25 protein-coding genes are annotated in these 21,507 nt (G+C 63.6%); 11 read left to right on the top strand and 14 right to left on the bottom strand.

Annotation, left to right across the window (positions count from 1 at the left end; genetic code table 11):
- Window positions 1-5: 5 nt before the first annotated feature.
- The gene (locus FHS78_RS06940) at window positions 6-1,022 is read right to left on the bottom strand and encodes an efflux RND transporter periplasmic adaptor subunit (protein ID WP_167092321.1); all 1,017 of its coding nucleotides are present in this window, start codon (window positions 1,020-1,022) and stop codon (window positions 6-8) included.
- A 125-nt stretch (window positions 1,023-1,147) separates the two neighbouring features.
- Between FHS78_RS06940 and FHS78_RS06935 the strand changes: the two genes are divergently transcribed.
- From FHS78_RS06935 to FHS78_RS06925, 3 genes are all read left to right on the top strand, one after another.
- Window positions 1,148-1,588: a hypothetical protein gene (locus tag FHS78_RS06935; RefSeq protein ID WP_167092318.1), complete on the top strand. Its 441-nt coding sequence runs from the start codon at window positions 1,148-1,150 to the stop codon at window positions 1,586-1,588.
- Window positions 1,589-1,815: 227 nt separating this feature from the next.
- Window positions 1,816-2,136 (top strand): LuxR C-terminal-related transcriptional regulator, encoded by a 321-nt coding sequence (locus FHS78_RS06930; protein WP_167092315.1) that lies wholly within the window; start codon window positions 1,816-1,818, stop codon window positions 2,134-2,136.
- 22 nt (window positions 2,137-2,158) lie between these two features.
- Window positions 2,159-2,356 (top strand): hypothetical protein, encoded by a 198-nt coding sequence (locus FHS78_RS06925; RefSeq protein WP_167092312.1) that lies wholly within the window; start codon window positions 2,159-2,161, stop codon window positions 2,354-2,356.
- A gap of 6 nt (window positions 2,357-2,362) precedes the next feature.
- Here the strand turns inward: FHS78_RS06925 and FHS78_RS06920 are convergent, their stop codons facing one another.
- The 3 genes from FHS78_RS06920 to FHS78_RS06910 are packed head-to-tail and all read right to left on the bottom strand — an operon-like array spanning window position 2,363 to window position 7,571.
- Entirely contained in the window at window positions 2,363-5,560 is a 3,198-nt protein-coding gene (locus FHS78_RS06920; protein WP_167092309.1) for an error-prone DNA polymerase, read from the bottom strand.
- On the bottom strand, window positions 5,557-6,033 hold the full coding sequence (locus FHS78_RS06915) for an endonuclease domain-containing protein (protein WP_167092306.1): 477 nt from the start codon (window positions 6,031-6,033) through the stop codon (window positions 5,557-5,559). The genes FHS78_RS06920 and FHS78_RS06915 overlap by 4 nt, the downstream gene beginning before the upstream one ends.
- Window positions 6,030-7,571, bottom strand: coding sequence for a DNA polymerase Y family protein (locus tag FHS78_RS06910; protein WP_246220384.1), 1,542 nt, complete (start codon window positions 7,569-7,571; stop codon window positions 6,030-6,032). Before FHS78_RS06910 ends, FHS78_RS06915 begins: the two co-directional genes overlap by 4 nt.
- On the opposite strand from FHS78_RS06910, the gene FHS78_RS19340 reads away from it, so the two are divergent.
- Both FHS78_RS19340 and FHS78_RS06900 read left to right on the top strand, forming a co-directional pair.
- The gene (locus FHS78_RS19340) at window positions 7,534-8,106 is read left to right on the top strand and encodes a hypothetical protein (protein ID WP_246220388.1); all 573 of its coding nucleotides are present in this window, start codon (window positions 7,534-7,536) and stop codon (window positions 8,104-8,106) included. The genes FHS78_RS06910 and FHS78_RS19340 overlap by 38 nt on opposite strands.
- 38 nt (window positions 8,107-8,144) lie before the next feature.
- A complete protein-coding gene (locus tag FHS78_RS06900; protein WP_167092297.1) occupies window positions 8,145-8,441 on the top strand; it encodes a hypothetical protein in 297 nt (98 codons plus the stop codon).
- Window positions 8,442-8,624: 183 nt separating this feature from the next.
- Here the strand turns inward: FHS78_RS06900 and FHS78_RS06895 are convergent, their stop codons facing one another.
- The 4 genes from FHS78_RS06895 to FHS78_RS06880 form a co-directional block, all read right to left on the bottom strand.
- The gene (locus FHS78_RS06895; RefSeq protein ID WP_167092294.1) at window positions 8,625-9,479 is read right to left on the bottom strand and encodes an ImuA family protein; all 855 of its coding nucleotides are present in this window, start codon (window positions 9,477-9,479) and stop codon (window positions 8,625-8,627) included.
- A gap of 79 nt (window positions 9,480-9,558) precedes the next feature.
- Window positions 9,559-10,179: a sulfotransferase family protein gene (locus FHS78_RS06890; RefSeq protein WP_167092291.1), complete on the bottom strand. Its 621-nt coding sequence runs from the start codon at window positions 10,177-10,179 to the stop codon at window positions 9,559-9,561.
- Entirely contained in the window at window positions 10,176-10,793 is a 618-nt protein-coding gene (locus FHS78_RS06885) for a class I SAM-dependent methyltransferase (protein ID WP_167092288.1), read from the bottom strand. Before FHS78_RS06885 ends, FHS78_RS06890 begins: the two co-directional genes overlap by 4 nt.
- A 45-nt stretch (window positions 10,794-10,838) precedes the next feature.
- On the bottom strand, window positions 10,839-11,708 hold the full coding sequence (locus FHS78_RS06880) for a hypothetical protein (RefSeq protein ID WP_167092285.1): 870 nt from the start codon (window positions 11,706-11,708) through the stop codon (window positions 10,839-10,841).
- Between the two features lie 254 nt (window positions 11,709-11,962).
- Between FHS78_RS06880 and FHS78_RS06875 the strand changes: the two genes are divergently transcribed.
- The 3 genes from FHS78_RS06875 to FHS78_RS06865 are packed head-to-tail and all read left to right on the top strand — an operon-like array spanning window position 11,963 to window position 13,059.
- On the top strand, window positions 11,963-12,355 hold the full coding sequence (locus FHS78_RS06875; RefSeq protein WP_167092282.1) for a hypothetical protein: 393 nt from the start codon (window positions 11,963-11,965) through the stop codon (window positions 12,353-12,355).
- Window positions 12,352-12,765 carry a helix-turn-helix domain-containing protein gene (locus FHS78_RS06870; RefSeq protein ID WP_167092280.1) on the top strand — a complete coding sequence of 138 codons (414 nt, stop codon included), beginning with the start codon at window positions 12,352-12,354 and terminating at the stop codon, window positions 12,763-12,765. The genes FHS78_RS06875 and FHS78_RS06870 overlap by 4 nt, the downstream gene beginning before the upstream one ends.
- A 9-nt stretch (window positions 12,766-12,774) precedes the next feature.
- Window positions 12,775-13,059: a hypothetical protein gene (locus FHS78_RS06865; protein ID WP_167092277.1), complete on the top strand. Its 285-nt coding sequence runs from the start codon at window positions 12,775-12,777 to the stop codon at window positions 13,057-13,059.
- A 38-nt stretch (window positions 13,060-13,097) separates the two neighbouring features.
- Here the strand turns inward: FHS78_RS06865 and FHS78_RS06860 are convergent, their stop codons facing one another.
- Window positions 13,098-13,421 carry a 2Fe-2S iron-sulfur cluster-binding protein gene (locus FHS78_RS06860; protein WP_167092274.1) on the bottom strand — a complete coding sequence of 108 codons (324 nt, stop codon included), beginning with the start codon at window positions 13,419-13,421 and terminating at the stop codon, window positions 13,098-13,100.
- Window positions 13,422-13,459: 38 nt separating this feature from the next.
- Window positions 13,460-14,491 (bottom strand): NAD(P)/FAD-dependent oxidoreductase, encoded by a 1,032-nt coding sequence (locus FHS78_RS06855; RefSeq protein ID WP_167092270.1) that lies wholly within the window; start codon window positions 14,489-14,491, stop codon window positions 13,460-13,462.
- A 347-nt stretch (window positions 14,492-14,838) separates the two neighbouring features.
- On the opposite strand from FHS78_RS06855, the gene FHS78_RS06850 reads away from it, so the two are divergent.
- Complete coding sequence (locus FHS78_RS06850; protein ID WP_167092266.1) at window positions 14,839-15,144, top strand: chorismate mutase; 306 nt, start codon at window positions 14,839-14,841, stop codon at window positions 15,142-15,144.
- Between the two features lie 13 nt (window positions 15,145-15,157).
- Here the strand turns inward: FHS78_RS06850 and FHS78_RS06845 are convergent, their stop codons facing one another.
- Complete coding sequence (locus FHS78_RS06845) at window positions 15,158-15,478, bottom strand: 2Fe-2S iron-sulfur cluster-binding protein (protein WP_167092263.1); 321 nt, start codon at window positions 15,476-15,478, stop codon at window positions 15,158-15,160.
- A gap of 118 nt (window positions 15,479-15,596) precedes the next feature.
- Between FHS78_RS06845 and FHS78_RS06840 the strand changes: the two genes are divergently transcribed.
- Window positions 15,597-17,141: an alkaline phosphatase family protein gene (locus FHS78_RS06840; RefSeq protein WP_167092260.1), complete on the top strand. Its 1,545-nt coding sequence runs from the start codon at window positions 15,597-15,599 to the stop codon at window positions 17,139-17,141.
- Between the two features lie 12 nt (window positions 17,142-17,153).
- Here FHS78_RS06840 and FHS78_RS06835 read toward each other — a convergent pair whose 3' ends face one another.
- Window positions 17,154-17,525, bottom strand: coding sequence for an Hpt domain-containing protein (locus FHS78_RS06835; RefSeq protein ID WP_167092257.1), 372 nt, complete (start codon window positions 17,523-17,525; stop codon window positions 17,154-17,156).
- Window positions 17,526-17,712: 187 nt separating this feature from the next.
- Here FHS78_RS06835 and FHS78_RS06830 point away from each other — a divergent pair, with 187 nt between their 5' ends.
- Complete coding sequence (locus tag FHS78_RS06830) at window positions 17,713-19,914, top strand: coiled-coil domain-containing protein (protein ID WP_167092254.1); 2,202 nt, start codon at window positions 17,713-17,715, stop codon at window positions 19,912-19,914.
- Window positions 19,915-19,930: 16 nt separating this feature from the next.
- Here the strand turns inward: FHS78_RS06830 and FHS78_RS06825 are convergent, their stop codons facing one another.
- Together FHS78_RS06825 and FHS78_RS06820 are read right to left on the bottom strand one after the other, a co-directional pair.
- Window positions 19,931-20,566 (bottom strand): ABC-type transport auxiliary lipoprotein family protein, encoded by a 636-nt coding sequence (locus tag FHS78_RS06825; protein WP_167092251.1) that lies wholly within the window; start codon window positions 20,564-20,566, stop codon window positions 19,931-19,933.
- Between the two features lie 11 nt (window positions 20,567-20,577).
- On the bottom strand, window positions 20,578-21,486 hold the full coding sequence (locus FHS78_RS06820; RefSeq protein ID WP_167092248.1) for an MlaD family protein: 909 nt from the start codon (window positions 21,484-21,486) through the stop codon (window positions 20,578-20,580).
- Between the last annotated feature and the right edge of the window lie 21 nt (window positions 21,487-21,507).

Raw genomic sequence — 21,507 nt, 5'->3', positions numbered from 1 at the left:
GGGCGCTAGTCCTTTTCCGCCGGCGCGGCGCGAACGCGCTGCCCCTCCGCCAGCCCGGAAGGCGGGTTCGCGATAACCCGCGCCGTCTCATCGAGACCGCTCCTGATTTCCGCCATATCCGCGCCGACCGTCCCCAGCGTCACCTCCGCGAGACGGGCCTCCCCGTCGCGCACCACCCAGACGCCCTGTCCCGATACCGCCGAAACAGGCACGAGCAGCGCATCCTTGCGCTCCGTCACCACGATATTGATTTCCGTCGTCATGCCCGAAAGAAGCGGCGTATCGGCCGGCAAGGTGAGATAGACGCGATAGGTCCGCGCCACCGGGTCGCCATGCGGCGTGATCCGGTTCACCGTGCCCGTCAGCGCCCGGCCGGAAAACGCATCGGCGCGAATGAGCGCGGTCTGCCCCGGCTCGATGCGCGGAATGTCCTCCTCATCGACCTCGGCGTTGATTTCCAGCGCCGAAGGATCGCCGATCAGGAAAAGATTCTGGTTGCCTCCCACCATGTCGCCCGGCTTGATCTGCTGCACAGAGCGCATCACCTCGCCGGTGAAGGGCGCCAGAATGAAATGCTCGTCGAGCCGGGCCTTGGCGCCTTCCACGGCGCTTTCGGCGGCCTGCGATGCGCTGACCGCCTGGTCGAGCGCCGCTTTGGACACGTGCCCCGCCTTGAAGAGGCGCTGCGCGCGCGAAAGATCGGAACGGGCAAGATCGAGCCGCGCCCGCGCTTCCTGAAGCTGGGAAATCGCCTCGCGGGCATCGAGAACGGCAAGCACCTGGCCCTTGCCCACCTTTTCGCCCTCGCGCGCCGGAACGTCGGTCACACGGCCCGCGATCTTCGAGCCGACATAGGCATGGCGGACGGATTCCACCGTCCCCGTCGCGTAAACCGCTTCCACCGCCTCGCCGCGATGCGGCTTTACCGTCTGTACACTTGCCGGCCCGAGAATCCAGAAAAGCCCTGCCGCAAGAACGCCCAGCGCTATCAGACCACCGACCCAGAGGAATTTCCCCGACATTCCGCAACCCGCTCTCGTGACACCTCATACCCCGCGGCGCTTCTTATATCAGAAACGGCTGTCATCCGGGCCGCCGGGGGTTGACCTATCGTCGCATTGGCGGCCGCAATAAGGACATGGAAAAAATGAAGGAACCGCCCCTGCGGCGAAAGCTGACACGGGCCTTTGCCTGGCTCGATCTCGCAATCACCCTGCCTCTCGCCATCCCCTTTGTCGGCGAATGGGCGATCACGCTCCTCTATCGGCTGGATTACGCATTGGGCTGGTATACGGGTTTTCCGGTTCTGAACCCGGTCTCGATGCTTTTTATCCACGTCACCGGCCTGCTCGGCGTCGTCTGGGCGCTCGCCCGGCTTCACGATCCCAGCGAGTACAATGCGCGGATCGATTCGCTGGGGCGCCTAGCCGTCTCGGTTCTGATTCTGCTTGCGCTCTATCAGGGCGCCACACCGGCCATCGGGCTTTTTCTTGTCACGGAACTTTCCGGCGTGATCGTCGAGAAGATATGGCGCCCGAAAAACAGCAACGAGCTCGCCTTCGGCAAATATAACGGCCGGATCAGATAATCGCAGGCGCAGGGTCCCCCATCGCCCCGCCGTCATTGATTAGTCGCGCGCATATAAAGTGCGGGTTTCGCGCGAATCCGGGTAATTCGAGCGCCCTTCCGCATAGTCAAAAATGCCTGCCCCCGAACAATAGACACCCAAAAGGGTGATTTTTTATTGGGTCGATCCGGATAAGGATTGAATGGCGGCTTATTGATCCATTTCGGCACGTTCGAGAGTGGGGGATCGTGGAAGGTACGGTGATTGCTTACAGACGCAGAAACCCGAACGACGAAGAAATGCCGGATGCCCCGCGTGTGGAGAGGGAGTTGGCGCAACTTCTTCGCGAAAGATACGGACTCACGAACAAGGAAACGGAAATCGCAATCCGGTTGATCGGCAATGAACGTCAGGCATCGATCGTCGAAACGCTGAACATTTCTCACAACACGCTCAAAACGCATCGTCGTCGTATTTACGAAAAACTGGGCGCGTCGCGGCAAATCGATCTTGTCGCCGAAGGGCACAAGCTATGGGCACAGGCCCGAAAGAATTACGGGCAAGGCTAGAATCCGGACGGTGGAGGTGGATATGGAACTCGCATACGATCAGCGTCACGTGCTGATAGAACAGACCCAGCGCGATGCCGAGCTGGAGTCTTTGCTGAACTCCCTGACGCTGGAAATAGACCGGCAACGCTCGATGATAAGGGCCCTCGCCTATGCATCCATCGGAACGGCGGTCGTCTTCTTCCTGTTCGGGGTCGCGGTGAGTTCCGTGGTGGCATGACGCCGTTCAGTGGAAATCGCGGCTGCCGGGAATGATCCGCGCCGTCCGTCCCCTGACGGCGGCTTCGTCCATGTCGTAAAGCAGCCCCAGCTCATCCGTCATGTCGACGATCTCATCCGCCACCACATGGATGACGATCCCCTCTTTCTGCACGCGGCCCTTCACCAGCATCAGCCGCGAGGTAAGCACGATCCGGCGATGCGCCTCGAAGACCCTGGGCCAGATCACGAGATTGGCGACCCCCGTTTCGTCCTCCAGCGTCGCGAAGATCACGCCGCTCGCCGTGCCGGGCCGTTGCCGCGCCAGCACGATCCCCGCCACGCTCACGCGCTTCCGGTCGTCGATATGCCGAAGCCTTTCATGCGGCACCGCGCCCCGCGCGGCAAGGCGCGACCGCAGGAACGAAACCGGATGCGCCTTCAGCGACAGGCGCAGCGTCGAATAATCGAGCGCGACATGCTCGCCCAGCGGCATGGGCGGCAACGCCGTCTCTTCTTCTGTCTGTAAACCGCCTTCCTCCATCGCGGCGAAAAGCGGCAGCGCGGCGGGCATCTTGCCATTCTGCCCGCCCCCATATCCGCCGAGCCCGCGCACGGCCCAGAGCGCGGCGCGCCTGTCGAGCCCGAGAGAGCGGAAGGCATCCGCATCCGCCAGCCGCTCCACCACGCGCGGCGCCAGCCCCGTGGCAAGCCACATATGGCGCACGCTGTCGAAGCCCCGCCCGCGCGCATCCTCGACGGTTTCGCCGTCATGCGTATGAAACCCCTTCACTTGTCTGAGGCCCAGCCGGACGGCGCAGCGGTTTCCCGGCAGCTTCCCCTCTCCGGCCTTGTCGAGCGGTTCCAGCGTGCAATCCCAGTCGCTGAAATTCACATCGACCGCGCGCACTTCCGCGCCGTGTTCGCGTGCATCGCGCACGAGCTGCGCCGGGGCGTAAAAGCCCATGGGCTGCGAATTCAGGATCGCCGCGCAGAACACATCCGGGTAGTAGCATTTGAGCCAGGCCGACACATAGGCGAGCAGCGCGAAACTCGCCGCATGGCTTTCGGGAAAGCCGTAATCGGCAAAGCCCTCGATCTGCTTGAAACAGCGCTCGGCGAAATCGGTCTCGTAACCGTTCGCCTCCATGCCGGCGATGAACTTCTCCCGGTAATGGCCGATCGTGCCCGTCTTGCGGAACGTCGCCATGGCCCGGCGCAGCAGGTCGGCCTCCTGCGGGCTGAACCCTGCCGCGACAATGGCCATCTTCATCGCCTGTTCCTGAAACAGCGGCACCCCATAGGTCTTGCCCAGCACCTCGCGCAGCGCGTCGGATGGAAACTCGACCGGCTCCTTCCCGTGCCGCCGTCTCAGATAGGGATGCACCATATCGCCCTGAATGGGCCCGGGCCGGACGATGGCGACCTCCACCACCAGGTCGTAGAACTTTCGCGGGCGCAGCCGCGGCAACATCGTCATCTGCGCCCGGCTTTCCACCTGGAAGACGCCCACGGAATCCGCCTCGCACAGCATGTCGTAGACGCGCTCATCGTCCTGCGGCACGTCCGCGAGCCCCATCTTCACGCCGTAATGCGTATCGAGCAGCGCGAAGGCCCGGCGGATGCAGCTCAGCATCCCCAGCGCCAGCACGTCGATCTTCAGCATACCGAGCGTATCGAGATCGTCCTTGTCCCATTCGACGATGGTGCGGTCCTCCATCGCCGCGTTCTGGATCGGCACCACCTCGTCGAGCGCGCCGCGCGTGATGACGAACCCGCCCACATGCTGCGACAGGTGTCGCGGAAAGCCGATCAGCTCGCCCGACAGCGCCAGCACCTGCCGCAGCCGCGCATCGGTCGGGTCGAGCCCGGCCTCGGAGGCGCGCTCGGGCGAAACGGGCTTCGAGCCCGACCCCCAGCCGGACTTCGCCAGCGCCGCCACCACGTCCTCCGACAGGCCGAACGCCTTGCCGACCTCGCGCACCGCGCTGCGCGACCGATAGGTGATGACGGTCGCCGCCAGCCCCGCGCGCTGGCGCCCGTATTTTTCGTAGATGTACTGGATCACCTCTTCGCGGCGCTCATGCTCGAAATCGACATCGATATCGGGCGGCTCCTTGCGTTCGAGCGAAACGAAACGCTCGAACAACAGGTCGATCTGCGTCGGGTCCACCGAGGTAATGCCGAGGCAATAGCAGACCGCGGAATTGGCCGCCGACCCCCGCCCCTGGCAGAGAATCTTCTGCTCGCGCGCATAACGCACGATGTCGTAGACGGTGAGAAAGTAAGGCGCATAGCGCATCTCTCCGATAAGCTGGAGTTCATGGCGCAATGTCTGCCGGAGCTTTTCGCTATAGCCGTCCGGATAGCGCCGCGCCGCGCCCTCCCATGTCAGCCGCTCCAGCAGTTCCTGCGGCGTCTCCGTCGCGGAGAAGGTGTCGTCGGGATATTCGTAAGCCAGTTCGTCGAGCGAAAAGCCGCAGCGCGCCACGATCTCCGCCGGTGCTGCCAGCGCCTCCGGCAGATGCGCCAGCAGCCGATGCATCTCGTCGGCCGGTTTCAGATGGCGCTCCGCATTGGCCTCGAGGAGATAGCCCGCCTCCTCCAGCGTCACATGCTCGCGAATGCAGGTGAGCACATCCTGCAGGGGCTTGCGCTCGGCCACATGATAAAGCACGTCGTTCGTCGCCATGAGCGGCACGCCCGCCTCCCGCGCCAGCGCCGCGAGCCGCGCCTGCCGCCGTCCGTCATCCCCCGCATAGGCGGGCGACACACCGAGCCAGACCGCGCCCGCAAACGCCTCCGCCAGCACGCGCAGATTGCCCCGGAACGCCGCACCCGGCTTCGCAGGCGGCATGGCGATGAAACACATGCCTTGCCCATACGCGCGCACATCCTCCATCGCGAGATGGCACTCCCCCTTGGGCGCGCGTCGATTGCCCAGCGTCAGAAGTTTCGTCAGCCGCGCATAGGCCGCGCGGTCCCGCGGATAGGCAATCGCCTCGAACCCGTCCGCCAGCACCAGCCGCGCCCCGACGAGAAGACGCATCCCATGCGCCTTCGCCGAGGCATGCGCGCGCACCACGCCCGCCAGCGTGTTCCGGTCCGCAACCCCGATCGCGTCGAGCCCCAGCGCCTTGGCCCGCAGCACCAGCTCATCCGCATGCGACCCGCCGCGCAGAAAACTGAAATTGCTGGTGACCGCCAGCTCCGCAAACCCGCTCACGCCTCACCCCCACCTGAATCCTCCCCCGCAAGCGGGGGAGGACTTGCAAGAACCGCACGGCCTTCTTCCCGAATAACCGTCAGCACACCGTCGATATTCGTCAGCACCTCACCGTTCCAGAAGCGCAGAACGTGAAAGCCCCTGGCGCTCAGAAATGCCGTCCGCTTTTCGTCATGCGACTTTCGGCGGTCGTGCTGGCCGCCATCCAGTTCGATGACGAGAGGCGGATCCAGACAGAGAAAATCGGCGACATAGGGGCCCACGGGCGACTGACGGCGAAAGCGCCAGCCTGCCATCTGCTTCATGCGCAAACGACGCCACAGCACTTGCTCCGCCTTCGTCATATTACGGCGCAGATGCCGCGCCCGGGCCGTGCTGCCCGGAAGCCTTCCCCCTCGCCGAGGGGGAAGGTTTGGATGGGGGTCCTGCTTGAGAGAATGGGGGCCTTGCTTGAGAGAACGGGAACCGCTCATCCGAACACCCCGTGCAGATACCAGCGCGGTTCTTCCTCGTCGCGCGTGTAAAGCCCGTCGCGGTAGAGCCAGAAGCGCCGCCCGTCTCCGTCCTCCACCCGGTAATAGTCGCGCGTGCGCCCCCCATCCTTTTTCCCGTTTTCCCCCTGCCCGCTGTCTTGCCGCCACCATTCCGGCGCGATGCGCTCCGGCCCCTCGGCCCGCGCGACCCGATAGGTCATCCGCCGCCAGCGAAAGATGCGCGGCGGCCCTTCCGGCACTTCGGCCACCACCTCCACCGGCTCCGCCGCGGGCAGAAGCCGCAACGGCCGCGACACCCCCTCCGGCAGATGCGCCGCCTCCCGCGCCCAGCCGGCAAGCGCCGGCGATGCGCCCCGCATGGCAGGCACGGCGCGAACCGCGCGTTCGGGAATATGGCTCGCCCTGGGCTCCGCCCGCGCCACGCGCCCCGGCCCCAGCCGGTTCCCCAGCCGGTCGATCAACCGGGCGAGATCATGCGCTTGAGGCCCCCCGCCCGTCAGCCGCGCCTGCGACGGCGCGAGATCGTCCGCGGCCAGACAGGCAAGGCTCATCGCCTCGATGCCGAAGCCCGCGTCGAAATCGTCTCCCGCCTTGTCGAGCTTTTCGCGAAACAGCCGCGCGAGATGCCCCTCCTCATGGCTCGGCGCGCTCGTCCCGGCGTGAAGTTCGCGCACCTCGCCGTCGACGCGGTAAAGCGTGAGCCTCAGTCGCCGCGCGCCCTTGTGCTCCTCGGCCAGCAGCGAGCAAAGATCGCCCGCCAGCCGCGCCAGCGCCTCTTCCACATGCTCCAGCCGCGCAATCGGCTCGGCGAAATGCAGCCGTGTGCGAAACGGCACATGCGGCAGCGAGGGCGAAATCGGCTCGGGCGCCCGGCCCAGCGCCTCGTCGAGCCGCCGCGCCGGCACCGGCCCGAACCGCGCCGTCAGCGGCGCACGCGGCTTGTCGTAAAGATCGCCGATGCGCTTGAGACCCAGCCGCGACAAGCCGTCGGCCACGCCCCTGTCCAGCCGCAGCCCCCTGACGGGCAACCCCGCCAGCGCGCGCTTTTCCTCGCCCGCCGGCAAAACACTTGGCGCCTCGCGGCCATATCGGGCCAGCGCCCAGGCCGCCCCCGGCGTGGAGGCGATGGCCGCCCGCAGTCCGAAGCCGAACCGGCCGAGCCGCGCCGCCATCTCGTCGAGCAGCGCCGCCTCCCCGCCGAAAAGATGCGCGCAGCCGCTGATGTCGAGCAGCAGCCCGTCGGGCTCCGCTCCCACACCGACCGGGTCCGCCACGCTCCACGGCGTATAGCGCCCGCACCAGCGCGCCAGCTTTTCAAGCGCCGCCCGGTCCGCCTCCGGCGCCGCGTCGTGAACCCCGAGAGAGGGGCAAAGCGCCATCGCATCCGGCACGAGCTGGCCGGGCGCAATCCCCGCCTCCCGTGCGGAGCCGTTGCAGGCCGTCACCCGCTTGCCCCCTGCCCCCGGCGCAGCAAGAACAATGGCGGCGGCAAGGGCCAAAGGCCCCTCCGAAGACATGGCCGGAGACACGGCGCGACCATCGGTCGCCGCGACCGTCTCCCCATGGCCCTGCCTTTCCCGCAAAAAGCGTTCGATCGGCCAATCCGGCAAAAAAACTGAGGCTATGCGCCGTTTTTCGGTCATCGCAATCGGCATGCTTTGGAACAAAACAGGAACATATCCTGACTCAAGACCCGTTCCGAATCGAGTCGAATCGGTGGGCGCTGGAAAAATCGCCGCGCTTTCGTCATCTTTATGGTTAGCCTGTGGTCAGGCACTGACAGGAGTCTTCACGATGAAAAACTTGCGTATTCCCGCCCTCCTGACCTTTCTCGCCATCCCGGCGATGGGGCTTGCGTCATGCACCAGCACGGAAGAGCAGCAAGCCCAGCAAAGACTGGAGGACCGGCAGCACTGCAAGGAACTCGGCTTCAAGGAAGGCTCCGAGGAATTCGGCAATTGCATTCTGAAGATGCGGGAAATCCGGGCCCGCCGGGAAATGAACGACAACCCGCATTTCGGCTTCGGTCTCGGCGTCGGCATCGGCCTTTAGAATGCGCCCTTGGTAATGAGTTAGGTGAGGTCGCCCCCATGAAACGCATGACGAAACCGCTTTTTCTGGCTTTTGCCCTTTCCCTGCCGCTTCTTGCAGCCGCCTGCGCCACGCCGGAGCAGGACGCGGCGCGGGCGCAGGCCCGGCTGACGGCCGACAAGGCGGAATGCGGACGCCTCGGCTTCAAGGAAGGGACGGACGATTTCAGCAACTGCCTGCTGAAGCTGAAAGAGATCCGCGCCATCGAAAACGAAACGCGCTCGCGCGAACTCGACCGCATGAACCGCCCCTGGTGGCCCTATTACGGCCCCGGCTATCCGCCCTATTGGTGGTAAGGCGGTTCCAGCGAAAAGATAACGAACTCTTTCGTTTGTATCTCCCCCTTCATGTCACCCCGGGCTTGTCCCGGGGCCCAGGGGCCACAAGCTCAGAAATCAACGCTCTGGATCCCGGCACAAGGCCGAGATGACATTAAGAGTTGTAGAATCTGTCTCGCCTCTGCACATCACGACACCCCCTCACCCCGTCCGGCGCATCGCAAGCACCGTCGCCTCATCCTCCGTAGACGGAGAAACAGCCTCCGCCGCCGCGCCCTCCGCCACGTCGAACGCTCCCTCCGCCGCCTTCCAGCGCAAATGCCACGCGGCGGGCGCCCCGCCTCTCACCTTCCCGAGGCGGACATGCCAGCAAGGGCTCCCGACAAGTCCCGGAAAATCGCGCCTGAAAAAATCCTCCGCCGGGTCCACATGCCCCGGCGCCGGGCCGACCGTCCAGCGCGTGACGGCCGCGCTCGCCCCGCCTTCGCCCTCCCGCCGGTGCCCGGTGAAAAGCAGCACGGGCGTGCCCGTTTCCTCCGCCGCCAGTTGCAGCCGCCGCGTCGCCGTCAGGTCGAACGTCGCCGACCGCCCGTCGATCTCGCCGACGACGCCTGAAAGCGCCCCGGCGCGCAGCGCCTCCTCCAGCACCCATAAAAGCTCCACGGGCTTCGCAGGCGAGGCCAGGATGAGCCGTGCCGGATCGAGCCCGAACCCGGCCAGCCCCGGCGCATAAAGCGGTCCCGTGTCGAAAGGCGGCGAGGCAAGCTGGCACCACAGAAGCGGCGCCCCGCCCGACATCCCGTTGCCCGCCGCCTGCTGGCAGCGAACCGCCAGCGCCGCGAGAAAGCCGGTCGCCGCGCCCATATCGCGATATTCGGCCGCCGACACCTCGTGCAGCCCGCCCCGTTTCAGCCCGCCGCCCGGCAAGGCGGCATCCAGCGCCGCATGGCCAAGGGAAATCGGCCCCGGCGCGGCCGCCTCGGCGCCATGCGCGCACGGCGCCTCGCAGGCGGCAATCCGCGCCTTCAGATCGGCAATGATGGCGGCCTTGCTCATGACGGGACTTCTCAGAAATATGTTCCTGTTTTGTTCTAGTTTTGAAACCGACCCCGGTCAAGCCTCCTTCTTCCCGGCCTTACTTTCTCCGGGCCATTTTCGTCTGGAATTCTTCGCTGCTGTTGGTCCGGGGATAAGGCGTCTCCGGCACCTTCACGCCAAGGAAATCGCAAAGCGGTTCCCAGCCCATCTTCGCCTCGAAAACGAGAAGCCGGTCGGCCGGGATCGTGCGCTTCACCTCTTCCTCATGCGCCTTGAACGCCTCCACCGCATGGGCTTCCGAAATATCCCCGCCAAAGGTTCGCTCCAGCACGATCTCGCGCCCCATCTCGGTGACTTCCTTCATGGCCGGATCGTCGATCTCCATCTGCACCGCCTGGAAAATCGTCTCCGACGCGCTTTTGAACCAGCCATGCGGGTCGCGCGTGGACAGGATCACCTTGCCCTGCGGAAAGGCCTCCGCAAGCTCCCGCCAGAAAGCGCAGCCGGGAAAATCCACCATCGCGCGGTAGCCCTTGAAGACCTCTTCCCAGTCCACCGTCTCGCCGCGCGCCGCGGCGAGAAATTTCGGCGCCTGATCGGGGTTCTGGAAGACCTCCGTCATGTGGTGGCATTTGACGAAACCCAGTTCCTCCAGCGCCAGTTTCAGCGACAGCGTCCCCGTCCGGCCGAAACCGGCGCCGATCACATCGAGACTCATGCCGTCGCCGCGCCCCAGTAGTTGAACCCCGCGATCTTCGGCGTCGAGGGCAGATACATCGTCTCCATCTCGTCGATGTCAAAGCCACCCTGCCGGATGAGATCGGGCATGTTGCGGTTGATATGGCAGCCGCCGAAAAGGACTTTCCACATCGGGTTGATCCGGTTCTGCCATTTCAGCGTCGCCTCGTCCGGCGCCGCGCCATGCTCGCAGAAGATGAGCTTGCCGCCCGGCTTCAGCACGCGCCGCATGCCTTGAAGCGCCTTCACCGGATCGGGAATGGTGCACAGGCTGTAGGTGACGAGCACCGTATCGACGCTTTTCGCCTCCAGCGGAATTTCCTCGCCCGGCAGGCCGACGAATTCCACATCGAAGGGCAGCGCCCTGGCGCGCTCGCCCGCCAGCACCCACGACTCTTCCGAGGGATCGAGCCCGATGAGGCGCGTCACCTTGTTCGTGTCGTAGTAAGGCAGGTTGAGGCCGGTGCCGATGCCGATTTCAAGCACCGTGCCCTCGGCGGCGGGCACCACCTTGCGGCGCTGATAGTCGATGGGCTTGGTGCCGCAGGCCATGTTGATGACATGCGGCAGGATGCGGCGTTCGTAAAAGCTCATGAAATTCTACCTCCCCTTTGCGGGGATTATGACGAGCCTGCCCGCTCAACGCCACTCGGAAACGCCGAACCGCAACAGCTTGTCGCCATCCACCGGCCCGACGGTCCGTCCCCGCCCCTTGAGGCCGAGCGCGGCGGCCCGCAAAAGCCGCGCCTCGCGCAAGGCCGCCGCCCGGCGCACGCCCGACGACAGCGCATCCCAGATCGCATCGGGTTCCATCGTACCCGTCTGGAAGACCGTCTTTCGTCCCTCCCAGGACATCGCGGCGATCCGGTCTCGAAGCGGCTCCTCCCTTACGGAAACCCCGCCGGCATAAACCGCGTCGGAAAGCGCGGCCGCCATATAGCCCGCCTCCGCGGCGGAGCCCGCCGCCACGCCCACCATGTCGGCAAAGCCTTCGGTGGGAAAATCCGCTCTGGTGCCCCCCATCGCCGCCCCGCCGGTAAAGCCCGGCCCCAGCGCGGTCAGGAATTCGCAAAGCACCGGCGGCATATGCGGCATCGGGGGCGTTGCCACCCCCCGCGCCGTTTTCACCGCCATGGCATCGCCGAGCGAAACGGTCAGAAAGGCGCAGCCGTCGCCGCCCGCCTCCGCCATGGCGTCGGCGATGTGATCGCAGACCGCGCCCGGCAGCGCCGCCGCCACGGGCGGCAGCCGGGCGGGCTCGAGCCTTGCCGCGTCGGCGATCCGGCGCACATGCTCCGCCACCCGGCGCGCCGCCGCGCCGCGCGGCAACACGTCCGGCAAGCCGCTGGACAGAAGCTCCGCATCCGAAAGCAGCGCGCCCGAGGTTTCGCGCGCCGCATCCATCGCGGCGGCCAGCGCGGCATGAGCCCCCTCGCCCACCGCGGCGAAACGCATGAGCCCGGGCCAGATCTCGAAACACTTTTCGATCAGCGGAATGGTGTCGTCCATGCCCGGCATCATAAAGCCTGAGACGGCAAACGAAACGGACGTCCCAATGAAACCATCGTGCTTGGACAAAATTTCCGTATCGACGGAATGACCTCATGCTCCCCTTCGATAAGCGCCTGAAGCCTTTCGTTTCGTTCCGGCGAACAAAATATTATGTTTAATATCAAGAAAGGTGGGAATTTGCGACTTTCCTGCTCGAAGCAAGTTCCAAGCTACCGGATTGCGTTGGCAAAAAATAAGGAATTACCTATATTATGTGCGATGAACAGGTCGCTGCCTATGCAAGCGGGAGCACGGATGCTGGGACGGAACTCGCCGCGCTTGGGCTGGATACCGCAAAGTTTTTTATGCTCCACCTTCAACGCATCCTGGTCGGCAAGCGGAGATACAAGACAGATCGGATTTTCCATACGCATGACGGAATAGATGTCTACAAGGCCGACTATCTCGACGCTGAAAAGAACAATTGTTTCGTGCTCTACGTAGTGGAAGACGAGAATGATGGAACGCTGCGTATCACGGTGATGCAGGCGGGCAGGACCGGCGATTTTGTAAGACCCGACGAGCCTCCGGATATTTGGAGCGAGTCGGCCCTCGATGCGATCAAAGCGGAAGTCGAACCGAGAATAGAGGACTTTTTTCAATGAGCAGGAAGAAGGATACGAAAGCCGGAAAGCGCAGGATTGGCAATCCGGCCAAGCGCAGTTCTCTTGTTCCATTGATCGAAAAGATCGAACGGAACGATATTACCCGGAACAAAAAGCCGTCGATATCCGCAGCGGCGTTTCGTGCAGGTTCGATCGTCCGTACAATGCGCAAGTCCAGCAACCTTACTCAAAAGGAATTGGCAGAAAGACTCGATCTCACGCAATCGCGTATCAGCGAAATCGAAGCGGGAATGGGCACGCAGGGACCGACATGGGATCTGATGGAGCGCATCGCAGCGGCTTGCGAATCGAGAATACTCATCTCCCCCCACGCCACCGATTTCGCAATCGATGCAACCGAGTTTCCCGACACTGCAACCCACTGGACAGTCGCCGCCGCTGAGAGCTGAGGTGTCTCGATGTGGGCAATTGCAAAAGAGTTTTTCGGCTTTCTGGGAGCCGTGCTGCTTGTTTTACCGTGGCTTCGCGATTTCCATCGAAGATTGGACCTCGACAAAATTCGCGGCATCAAAGCCAAAGGTTCAATTGCAGCACTCCTCGATGCAATCAAACAGAACGATGAAAACTGGCTCGCAAGTCCCAAGCCACTTGACCTTGGCCTGACGATCCTTGGACTTTTGTTTCTGGGTGCGAGTTTCCTGATCGGCCTCTTCCTGGCGATTGGCCGGATCGCCTCCAGCTAGGCGCAACCGCCACGCCACCTCAGAGCAAGGGACAGGTATCAGGCCGCTTCCTTCACCGAAATCGGCGCGAGCCGGACGCGCAACCCGTCGAGTTCTTCCGACATCAGGATCTGGCAGGACAGCCGCGACCACTCGCCGCCATAGTTCTCGTCCAGCATGTCGAGTTCGTCCTCGCGCGGCTCATGCAGCTTCGCCGCCCACTCCGGATCGACTTCCACCTGGCAGGTGCCGCAGGCGCAGGCCCCGCCGCATTCCGCCACGATGGGATAGCCGTGATCGCGGATGATCTCCATCACCCGCCAGCCTTCCAGCGCCTCCAGCTCATGCTCGGCGCCACGGTCGTCGACCAGAACGATATGCATCACGCGAACTCCTACTCGAACGGCATCGCCCGCGGCCGTCAGGCCACGCCGAGCTTCTTCTGAAGGCTCGTCGACGACGTCGTGTACTGGAACGTCACCTTGGCTTCCGGGTCGATATAGCGCTTGGCGGCCTGCGCCATCAGCGCGGCCTCGTGAAAGCCCGACAGGATGAGCTTCAGCTTGCCCGGATAGGTGTTGATATCGCCGATGGCATAGATGCCGTCGACATCGGTGACGAATTTCTCGGTATCGACCGGGATCAGGTTCTCGTGGAGATTGATGCCCCAGTCCGCGATCGGGCCGAGCTTCATCGTCAGGCCGAAGAAGGGCAGCAGCGTGTCGCATTCGACCTGGACGATCTCGCCGTCATTACCCTTCACGCTCACGCCGGTGAGCTGGCCGTTATCGCCATGCAGTTCGGTAATCTGGCCGAGATGGAACTTCATCTTCCCCTCGTCCACCAGCGCATGCATCTTGTTCACGCTGTCGGGCGCCGCGCGGAAACCGTCGCGGCGATGGATGAGCTGCATGGAATTGGCGATCGGCTCGAGGTTGATCGTCCAGTCCAGCGCGCTGTCGCCGCCGCCGGAGATCAGGATGTTCTTGCCGCGGAAATCCTCCATCCGTTTCACCGAATAGAAGACCGACTTGCCCTCATAGGCTTCGATGCCGGGGATCGGCGGCTTCTTGGGCTGGAAGCTGCCGCCGCCCGCCGCGATCACCACCGCCTTGGCGTTGAAGGTGATCCCGCCATCGGTCTTCAGATGGAAGCTGCCGTCGTCGTTCTTGCGCAGCTCCTCGATCATCTCGTTGTAGTGGTATTCGGGATGGAACGGCGCCGCCTGCTCCATCAGCCGGTCGGTCAGTTCCTGACCGCTCACCACCGGCAGGCCGGGAATATCGTAGATCGGCTTTTCGGGATAAAGCTCCGCGCACTGCCCGCCCGGCTTGTCCAGAATGTCCACCAGATGGCATTTCAGGTCGAGCAGACCCAGTTCGAAAACGGCAAAGAGTCCCACCGGCCCGGCCCCGATGATGACGACATCCGTGGTGATCGTTTCTTGAGTCATCCTTGATACCTGCTTCCGTCACGCGGCGGCTGCGCGCGAAAAACCACGCACAAACCATGTAATTAAATTTATTTCACAAGTTTGGTTGCATATATAGGGGTGCGCGGGCGGCGAGCCAAGAGAAAAATACCCCCGATTTGACGTCGCGAAGAGGCGACCCATCAACGCAGGGAGGATGCGGGGCGGGCGCATGCGCTCTATCTCGCCCCACCATCATTCCAATCTCGCCCGAACCTCACTCCAACCTCGCTCGATCATGCGCATTTCAAGCCGTGACAAACGCGCCGTTCTGCCTATGTTGTGCGCGCAGCATGACGCACCGCCACATTCCGTCCGGAGTACCCCCCATGGTGAAATGCAACACGATGCAGGAAGTCCGCCGCGAGATCGACCGGCTCGACCGCGAACTCGTGAAATTATTGGCGGAAAGGCAGGGCTATATCGAGCAGGCCGGCCGCATCAAGGGCGAGCGCAGCGCCGTGCGGGACGATGCCCGGATCGAGGATGTCGTGGAAAAAGTCGTGGCCGAGGCCGACCGCGCCGGCCTCTCCCCCGCCATCGCGGAACCCGTCTGGCGGCTGCTCATCGAAAAGTCGATCGAGCACGAATATACGGTCTTCGACGCCAGGGCGCGGAAGACCGGAACCGATTGAATTTAAAGGAAAATCAGAACTGCTTTTCCGGCGTGGTCACGCGCAGGCCGTCCAGCTCGTCCGTCACCTTGATCTGGCAGGAAAGCCGGCTGTTGGGCTTCACGTCGAACGCGAAGTCGAGCATGTCCTCTTCCATGGACTCCGCCGGACCGACCTTGTCCATCCAGCTTTCGTCCACATAGACATGGCACGTCGCGCAGGCGCAGGCGCCGCCGCAATCGGCATCGATACCCGGAATGGAATTCTTGATCGCACCTTCCATCACCGTCATGCCGTTTTCGACGTCGATGACGTGCTCGGTGCCGCTGTGCTCGATATAAGTAATCTTCGCCATCTTGCTTGTTCTTTTCCGTGCTGTCGAAAATCGGGATCGCAGGGAGTTATCATGATGACTTGCCGCCCGTCCAGCCGCTTTTGGGCGAGCCCGCCGTCATTAAGTAGGGGATTTGAGGATGACCGCCAGCGCCACAAGGGAAAAGCCGCTCAATATCCTTTTCATCACGGCCGACCAATGGCGGGGGGACTGCCTGTCCGCGCTGGGCCATCCCATGGTGAAAACGCCGCATCTGGACGCATTGGCGGCGGACGGCGTGCTTTTCGCCAATCATTTCGCCAATGCCGCGCCCTGCGGCCCGTCCCGGGCCACGCTTCATACCGGCATGTACCTCCAGAACCACCGCTCCGGCACCAATGGCACCCCGCTTGATGCCCGCCATACCAACTGGGCGCTGGAGGCGGGCCGCCTCGGCTACGATCCGGTGCTTTTCGGCTATACCGACACGGCAAACGACCCGCGGGAACTGGAAGAAGACAGCCCTTGGCTCAAGACCTATGAGGGGCCCCTGCCCGGCATCCGTCCCGTCTGCATGATGGGCACCTGGCCGACGCCCTGGACGGACTGGCTCTCGGCGAACGGCTACGACGTGCCGGACGATATCCGACAGGCCTATGGCGTCCGCGCGCCCGGCCCCGAATATGAGGACGGCGCCCCCCGCCCCCGCCCACTCGTCTACGGGCCGGAGATCGACGACACGGCCTTCCTCACCGACCGGCTGATGGATTATCTGCGGGAAGCGGACGGTCCTTTCATCGCCCATCTCTCGCTCCTGCGCCCGCACCCGCCTTTCGTCGCGCCGGAACCCTATTCCTCCATGTACGACCCCGCGGAAGTCCCCGGCTTCATCCGCGCCGGAACGCGCGAGGCGGAAGGCGGCCAGCATCCCTGGCTGGCGCACCAGCTCTCCCGCAAGCTCTACACCTGCCCGGACGATGAAAAGAAGCTCCGCCGCATGAAGGCGGTCTATTACGGCCTGATGAGCGAAGTGGACGATGCGCTGGGCCGCGTTTTCGCCGCGCTGAAGGAACTCGGCCTCTGGGACGATACGCTCATCGTCTTCACCTCCGACCATGGCGAGCAGATGGGCGATCACTGGCTGCTGGGCAAAGGCGGCTATTTCGACGCCTCCTACCGGATTCCCCTCATCATTCGCGATCCCCGGCACGAATGCGATGCGTCTCGAGGAAGAACGGTGCATGCCTTCACCGAGAATGTGGACATCATGCCCACCATGCTGGATCTCATTGGCGCGGATATCCCCGTGCAATGCGACGGAACCTCTCTACGTCCCTTCCTCGAAGGAACGCAGACGCCCGAGAACTGGCGACATGAAGCCCATTGGGAATTCGATTTCCGCGACCCCGCCGACGACACGGCGGAGAAAAAGCTCGGCCTGACGCTGCATCAGTGCACGATGAACATCGTCCGCGACGAACGGTTCAAATACGTGCACTTCACGCATCTGCCGCCGCTCTTCTTCGATCTGGAAAAGGATCCGCACGAGATGGTGAACCGGGCGAATGACCCGGCCTATCTGCCGCTCGTGCTCGACTATGCGCAGAAACTGCTCTCATGGCGCATGAACCATGACGAACAAACGCTGACGCATATCACGCTCACGGATGAAGGCCCGGTCGCCCGGCCCGCCGCGAGACGCTGAAATTCGGCTTGCCTACTCGCGGAAGCCGTCGATGAAGGCGTTGACCGCCGCGACGGCCGCCTTGATCTCATCGAGCGCTTGCGGACGCTCGGATACGGTCGCACCCCGTTCGGCGAATTCTGCCAGATCGGCCAGCTCCCACGCGCCGAGCGCCTTGGCGCTGCCCTTCAGGCTATGCGCCGCCGACACCCAGTCCGCATCGTCCGCCGCTTCGGCGAGACGCCCCAGATAAACGTCGGCCTGCGCCCGGAAAAGGCCCATAAGCTCATTTTCCAGGTCGCGATTACCGAGCGTGTATTTGGAGAGATGCACCAGATCGATCGGGCGGGCATTCGCGGCAGCGGGCATACAAACGGTATCCTCGGCCAGTTTCATCGGTTTCATGCCTTGGCTCCTCAGCCAGTACCCCACAGTTACAGTTGGAAAGGCTACCGATTCGACGTGGCTGAATCGTTAAAATTGTTGCCTTTCCCGCAGCTTTGATTCCGAGTGTGGCTTCAAGTTGACGCCTTTGCGGCCTTCCGACACCCTATGAGGCGAAATTGCGGCTTCATGTCTCCGGCGAAACCAGATGAAAAACAGCGACTTGGCGAGCGACGCCCCCTCTTCCCCCGAAGAAAAGCCCGCCCCGGTGGCGGCCGGAACCGGCGTGCGCGCGGCCAATGAGGACAGCCCTACCGGCGGCGCCCTCTACCGCATGATTTCGCGCCGCCCCAATCCGCGCATCCTGACGCTGGCTGTCGTGGCGAGCGTTTTCGTTCTGGGGGCGGAAGGCGCCTATCTCTGGGGATTTTACGGGCCCGACGTGCTGCGCGCGCAAGCGCCCGAGCAGCTTGCCGTGCTGGGCGCCGCCCTGCTCTTTCCCCTTCTTCTGATCTGGATGCTGACCTACACGGTCTGGCGCGGGCAGGAAATGCGGCTGATGTCGGAAGCGCTGGCCCGGACCGCCATCCGCCTCTCCGACCCGGAAGATACGGCAACCGGCGAAATCGCCTCCATCGCGCAGGCGGTCCGCCGCGAACTCGACAACCTGAAATCCGGTCTCGACGAAGCGGTGCAAAGCGCCTCGAACCTCAAGGACGTCGTGACCGGCGAGGTGGCCGAAATCGAGCGGGGAACGGGTCGCGCCGAATTCCGCACCCGCACCATGGAAGAACTGCTGAAGCGCCACCGGCAAAATCTGGAAGATCTCTCCCATACGCTGGGATCGCAGAGCGACAAGATTTCCCGCGCCATCCGCGACGAAGTCGATGCCGTGCGCACAGTCGCACATGAGGCGGAAACCGGCATCGCGGAGGCCACCACGCGCCTCTCCTCGCAAACGGAAGCGCTGTCGCGGACCGGCGAAGCGGCCCGTGTCGGCGCCGACGCCACCGCCGCCATGCTGGACCGTCAGTCATCCCGCCTCGAAGTCGTGTCGAGCAACGCCCTCACCCGCGCCGAGGAACTCTCGCAGCGTTACGAAGCGCAGCGCGACCTCATCTCGGAAGCCGCGCAACGGCTGGAAAAGGAACATGCGCGCCTGCAGTCGATTTTCGAGCTGCATCGCGACACCATGCAGGCCGCCGACACGGCGCTGGCCGGCCATACCGCGCAGATCAGCAAGGCCGTCGGGCAGCTTTCGCAAGGTATCGACGAAAATTTCGCCCGCGCCCACGACAAGGCCACGGCGCTGCGCGAAAGCGTGTCCGCGGAACTCGCCCGCGCCGCGGAGGAAGCCGAAAGCACCTCCGCCGCCGTCAGCCGGTCGGCAGGTGCCGCCACGCGCGCCATCGGCGCCACGGTGCAGGAACTGAAAGATGCCGGCAGCGCCCTCGACAGCGAAGTGAACAAGAGCGCCGCCGACGCGATATCGGCCACAACCGACCGCCTGAAAGCGGCGACCGCCGAAATGCGCGAGGAAGTGGGCCGCGTGACGGCGGCCATCCATACCGATCTCGACAAGCGCGGCGGCGAAATTCAATCCCTCATCGAACGGACCGTCACGCAGGAAGAAGATACGGCCGCGCGTCTTTCCCGCGTCATGGAACAACTGGGCAGCGCCGCGCGCACGGCCGGCGGCGATCTGCAACTTGCCAGCGACGAACTGGCAAGGCGCATCGACGACTTGCCGGACGAAGCGATGGAAAGCGCCGACGCGCTGCGCAAGGTGCTGGAAGACCAGGTATCGGCCCTGGCGAGCATCGCGGAGATCGTGGTGCGCCACGCCCGTGTCATCGACCGGTCCAGCCCTGCCGCCGAGCAGCCCTCGCGCCGCGCGCACGAGCCCCTTCACGACCTGCCCCGTCAGAGCCCGACCCGCGACGACGAAAAAGGCGAACGCCCCTGGGCGATGTCGGAACTGCTGGCCGCCGCCGGCGACCAGAAAACCGATCAGGCCAAACCCGACCCTCAAATGAACGAGGATGCGTTCCAGCGCGCCTCCGTGAATGTCTTCGAGACGCTGCAATCGCTGGCGATCGATCTCGACCGGGCTCTCGAACAAAGCCCTCCGCCGGATCTGTGGCGCCGCTACCAGGCGGGCGAACGGAATGTCTTCACCCGCCGTCTCTACAATCTGTCGGGTCGGGAACTGTTCGATCAGATCGCTGCGAAATACAAGAAAGACGGCGAATTCCGCACCTATGTCGATCGCTACGTCTCGACATTCGAGGAACTGCTCGGCGCAGCCTCTGCGCGCGACCGCAGCAATATTCTGGTCGAGACCTACCTCACCTCCGATACGGGCAAGGTCTATCTGATGCTGGCCCAGACGAGTGGAAAGCTGAGCTGACCTCCCTGCGTCGGGCTCAGCCGACCGGTTCTGCCGTTTTCAGCTCCGCCGCCGTCCAGGCGGAAAGCTGCGACAGGACATTGCCCAGCGCCGCGTTATAGGCACCTACCACATTGTCCATGCGGCCGTCGGGCGAGGTTACGGTTTCGGAAAACAGTTTCGTCCCGAGGATACGCCCCGAGCCCTTCTCGGTCAGTCGCGTCAGCAGCACGACTTCGATCCGCTTTTCATTTCCCGTGGCGGGCATGGCCGCGAAGCGCCGGATTTCGCCGCTCAGCAGATAGTCGGCCTTCGCCGGAGCGCCCTCGCCCAGCACGGCGGCAAAGGCGCCGCTCCGTTCGAGCGTTTCGATCGTCAGGCGCCGGATCATGTCCGGTGTCTGATCCGCCCAGCGCGCGCCTGCATAATATTTGATTTCGTTTTCCGAAGGCTGGTAGACGATCCGGCTGGTTTCGAGCGCCGCGCTGGCCGTAAACGCCTGAACCGAAAGCTGCGCCGGCACCGGCGACGTCATCGATTGAAGGGCGGGCGGCGTCAGCGTGAAGAAACGCGGCGCAGGCTCGCTGGCGACATCGACCAGCGCACACCCCCCGAGCGAGACGAGAGACGCGGCAAAGACCGTCGCACGAAAGATTTTCGATATCCGGCTCATCCTGACCTCTCTCATTTCGCTTCGACTTCCGGCACGCGATTGCCGATGATGTACCGCGCCGGATCGTCCTGCGCCCGATTGGCTATGCCGTTGAGCGACGTAATGAGCGACCGCGTTTCGGCAATAAGCTGCGGCAATTGCTGCATGCCGTCGCTAACCGCCGGACCGCTCGCCTCCATCATCCGGTCGAGCTGTTCCCCGACCTTGCGGTAGGACTCCACCGCCTTGCGCGCTTCGGCGACGAGTTGTTTCCCGTCGCCCGCCACCAGATTGTCCGCATTGCGGCTGATGTTGTTCAGGTGAACCGACGCCTCCGACAATTCCGTTATGGCCTTCTTCATGTCGGAACTGCCATCGGCCATCACCTTGCTCATCTTCTCCAGATTCTGCAGCGTACCTTTCACCGAGGCCCGGTTTTCGTCGACAATATCGCGAAGCGACGACACCAGCTTGTCGATCTTCTGCAGCGTCTTCGGCGCAGCGGTGGCTATTTCCTGCAGTGTGCTCTGTTCGGCCTTGATGACCGGGTAATACTGATCGCCCTTCGCCTCCAGCGGCGGCGAATTGGGACTGCCGCCCGAAAGCTGAATGAAGGCGACACCCGTAATACCGGCCAGCTCCAGCTGAGCGATGGAATCTTCTTTGACGGGCGTGCGCGCATCCACGCGGACAAGCGCGACGACCTTGTTCGGGTTGTTCTCCATCAGGTGAAGATCGCGCACCGTCCCTACCGGCAAACCGTTATACTGCACCGATCCGCCGACGCTCAGGCCGGAAACCGATCCGTCGAAAACGATTTCATACTCGTCATATTGCTGGTTCACCTGCACGCGGCTCAGCCACATGACGAACAGGAAAACGCCGAAGACGACAATGAGCGTGAAAGTGCCGATCAGCACATTGTTGCTTTTGATCTCCATGAGCTTAGCTCCTTGCCCTTC

This window comes from Parvibaculum indicum, assembly GCF_011762095.1.
In the GTDB taxonomy this organism is placed as follows: domain Bacteria; phylum Pseudomonadota; class Alphaproteobacteria; order Parvibaculales; family Parvibaculaceae; genus Parvibaculum; species Parvibaculum indicum.
Note: the sequence above shows the minus strand (reverse complement) of the source record. Positions and strands in the feature narration are given on the sequence as shown.

Bases quoted from the DNA above. Each gene is read 5' to 3' on its own strand.
- FHS78_RS06865 (WP_167092277.1), top strand. From the start codon at position 12,775: ATGTGGGCAATTGCAAAAGAGTTTTTCGGCTTTCTGGGAGCCGTGCTG.
- FHS78_RS06880 (WP_167092285.1), bottom strand. From the start codon at position 11,708: ATGGACGACACCATTCCGCTGATCGAAAAGTGTTTCGAGATCTGGCCC.
- FHS78_RS06890 (WP_167092291.1), bottom strand. From the start codon at position 10,179: ATGAGTCTCGATGTGATCGGCGCCGGTTTCGGCCGGACGGGGACGCTG.
- FHS78_RS06860 (WP_167092274.1), bottom strand. From the start codon at position 13,421: ATGCATATCGTTCTGGTCGACGACCGTGGCGCCGAGCATGAGCTGGAG.
- FHS78_RS06830 (WP_167092254.1), top strand. From the start codon at position 17,713: ATGAAAAACAGCGACTTGGCGAGCGACGCCCCCTCTTCCCCCGAAGAA.
- FHS78_RS06885 (WP_167092288.1), bottom strand. From the start codon at position 10,793: ATGAGCTTTTACGAACGCCGCATCCTGCCGCATGTCATCAACATGGCC.
- FHS78_RS06845 (WP_167092263.1), bottom strand. From the start codon at position 15,478: ATGGCGAAGATTACTTATATCGAGCACAGCGGCACCGAGCACGTCATC.
- FHS78_RS06850 (WP_167092266.1), top strand. From the start codon at position 14,839: ATGGTGAAATGCAACACGATGCAGGAAGTCCGCCGCGAGATCGACCGG.
- FHS78_RS19340 (WP_246220388.1), top strand. From the start codon at position 7,534: ATGGCGGCGGCAAGGGCCAAAGGCCCCTCCGAAGACATGGCCGGAGAC.
- FHS78_RS06935 (WP_167092318.1), top strand. From the start codon at position 1,148: ATGAAGGAACCGCCCCTGCGGCGAAAGCTGACACGGGCCTTTGCCTGG.
- FHS78_RS06895 (WP_167092294.1), bottom strand. From the start codon at position 9,479: ATGAGCAAGGCCGCCATCATTGCCGATCTGAAGGCGCGGATTGCCGCC.
- FHS78_RS06915 (WP_167092306.1), bottom strand. From the start codon at position 6,033: ATGAGCGGTTCCCGTTCTCTCAAGCAAGGCCCCCATTCTCTCAAGCAG.
- FHS78_RS06870 (WP_167092280.1), top strand. From the start codon at position 12,352: ATGAGCAGGAAGAAGGATACGAAAGCCGGAAAGCGCAGGATTGGCAAT.
- FHS78_RS06825 (WP_167092251.1), bottom strand. From the start codon at position 20,566: ATGAGCCGGATATCGAAAATCTTTCGTGCGACGGTCTTTGCCGCGTCT.
- FHS78_RS06925 (WP_167092312.1), top strand. From the start codon at position 2,159: ATGGAACTCGCATACGATCAGCGTCACGTGCTGATAGAACAGACCCAG.
- FHS78_RS06855 (WP_167092270.1), bottom strand. From the start codon at position 14,491: ATGACTCAAGAAACGATCACCACGGATGTCGTCATCATCGGGGCCGGG.
- FHS78_RS06900 (WP_167092297.1), top strand. From the start codon at position 8,145: ATGAAACGCATGACGAAACCGCTTTTTCTGGCTTTTGCCCTTTCCCTG.
- FHS78_RS06875 (WP_167092282.1), top strand. From the start codon at position 11,963: ATGTGCGATGAACAGGTCGCTGCCTATGCAAGCGGGAGCACGGATGCT.
- FHS78_RS06820 (WP_167092248.1), bottom strand. From the start codon at position 21,486: ATGGAGATCAAAAGCAACAATGTGCTGATCGGCACTTTCACGCTCATT.
- FHS78_RS06835 (WP_167092257.1), bottom strand. From the start codon at position 17,525: ATGAAACCGATGAAACTGGCCGAGGATACCGTTTGTATGCCCGCTGCC.
- FHS78_RS06940 (WP_167092321.1), bottom strand. From the start codon at position 1,022: ATGTCGGGGAAATTCCTCTGGGTCGGTGGTCTGATAGCGCTGGGCGTT.
- FHS78_RS06910 (WP_246220384.1), bottom strand. From the start codon at position 7,571: ATGTCTTCGGAGGGGCCTTTGGCCCTTGCCGCCGCCATTGTTCTTGCT.
- FHS78_RS06840 (WP_167092260.1), top strand. From the start codon at position 15,597: ATGACCGCCAGCGCCACAAGGGAAAAGCCGCTCAATATCCTTTTCATC.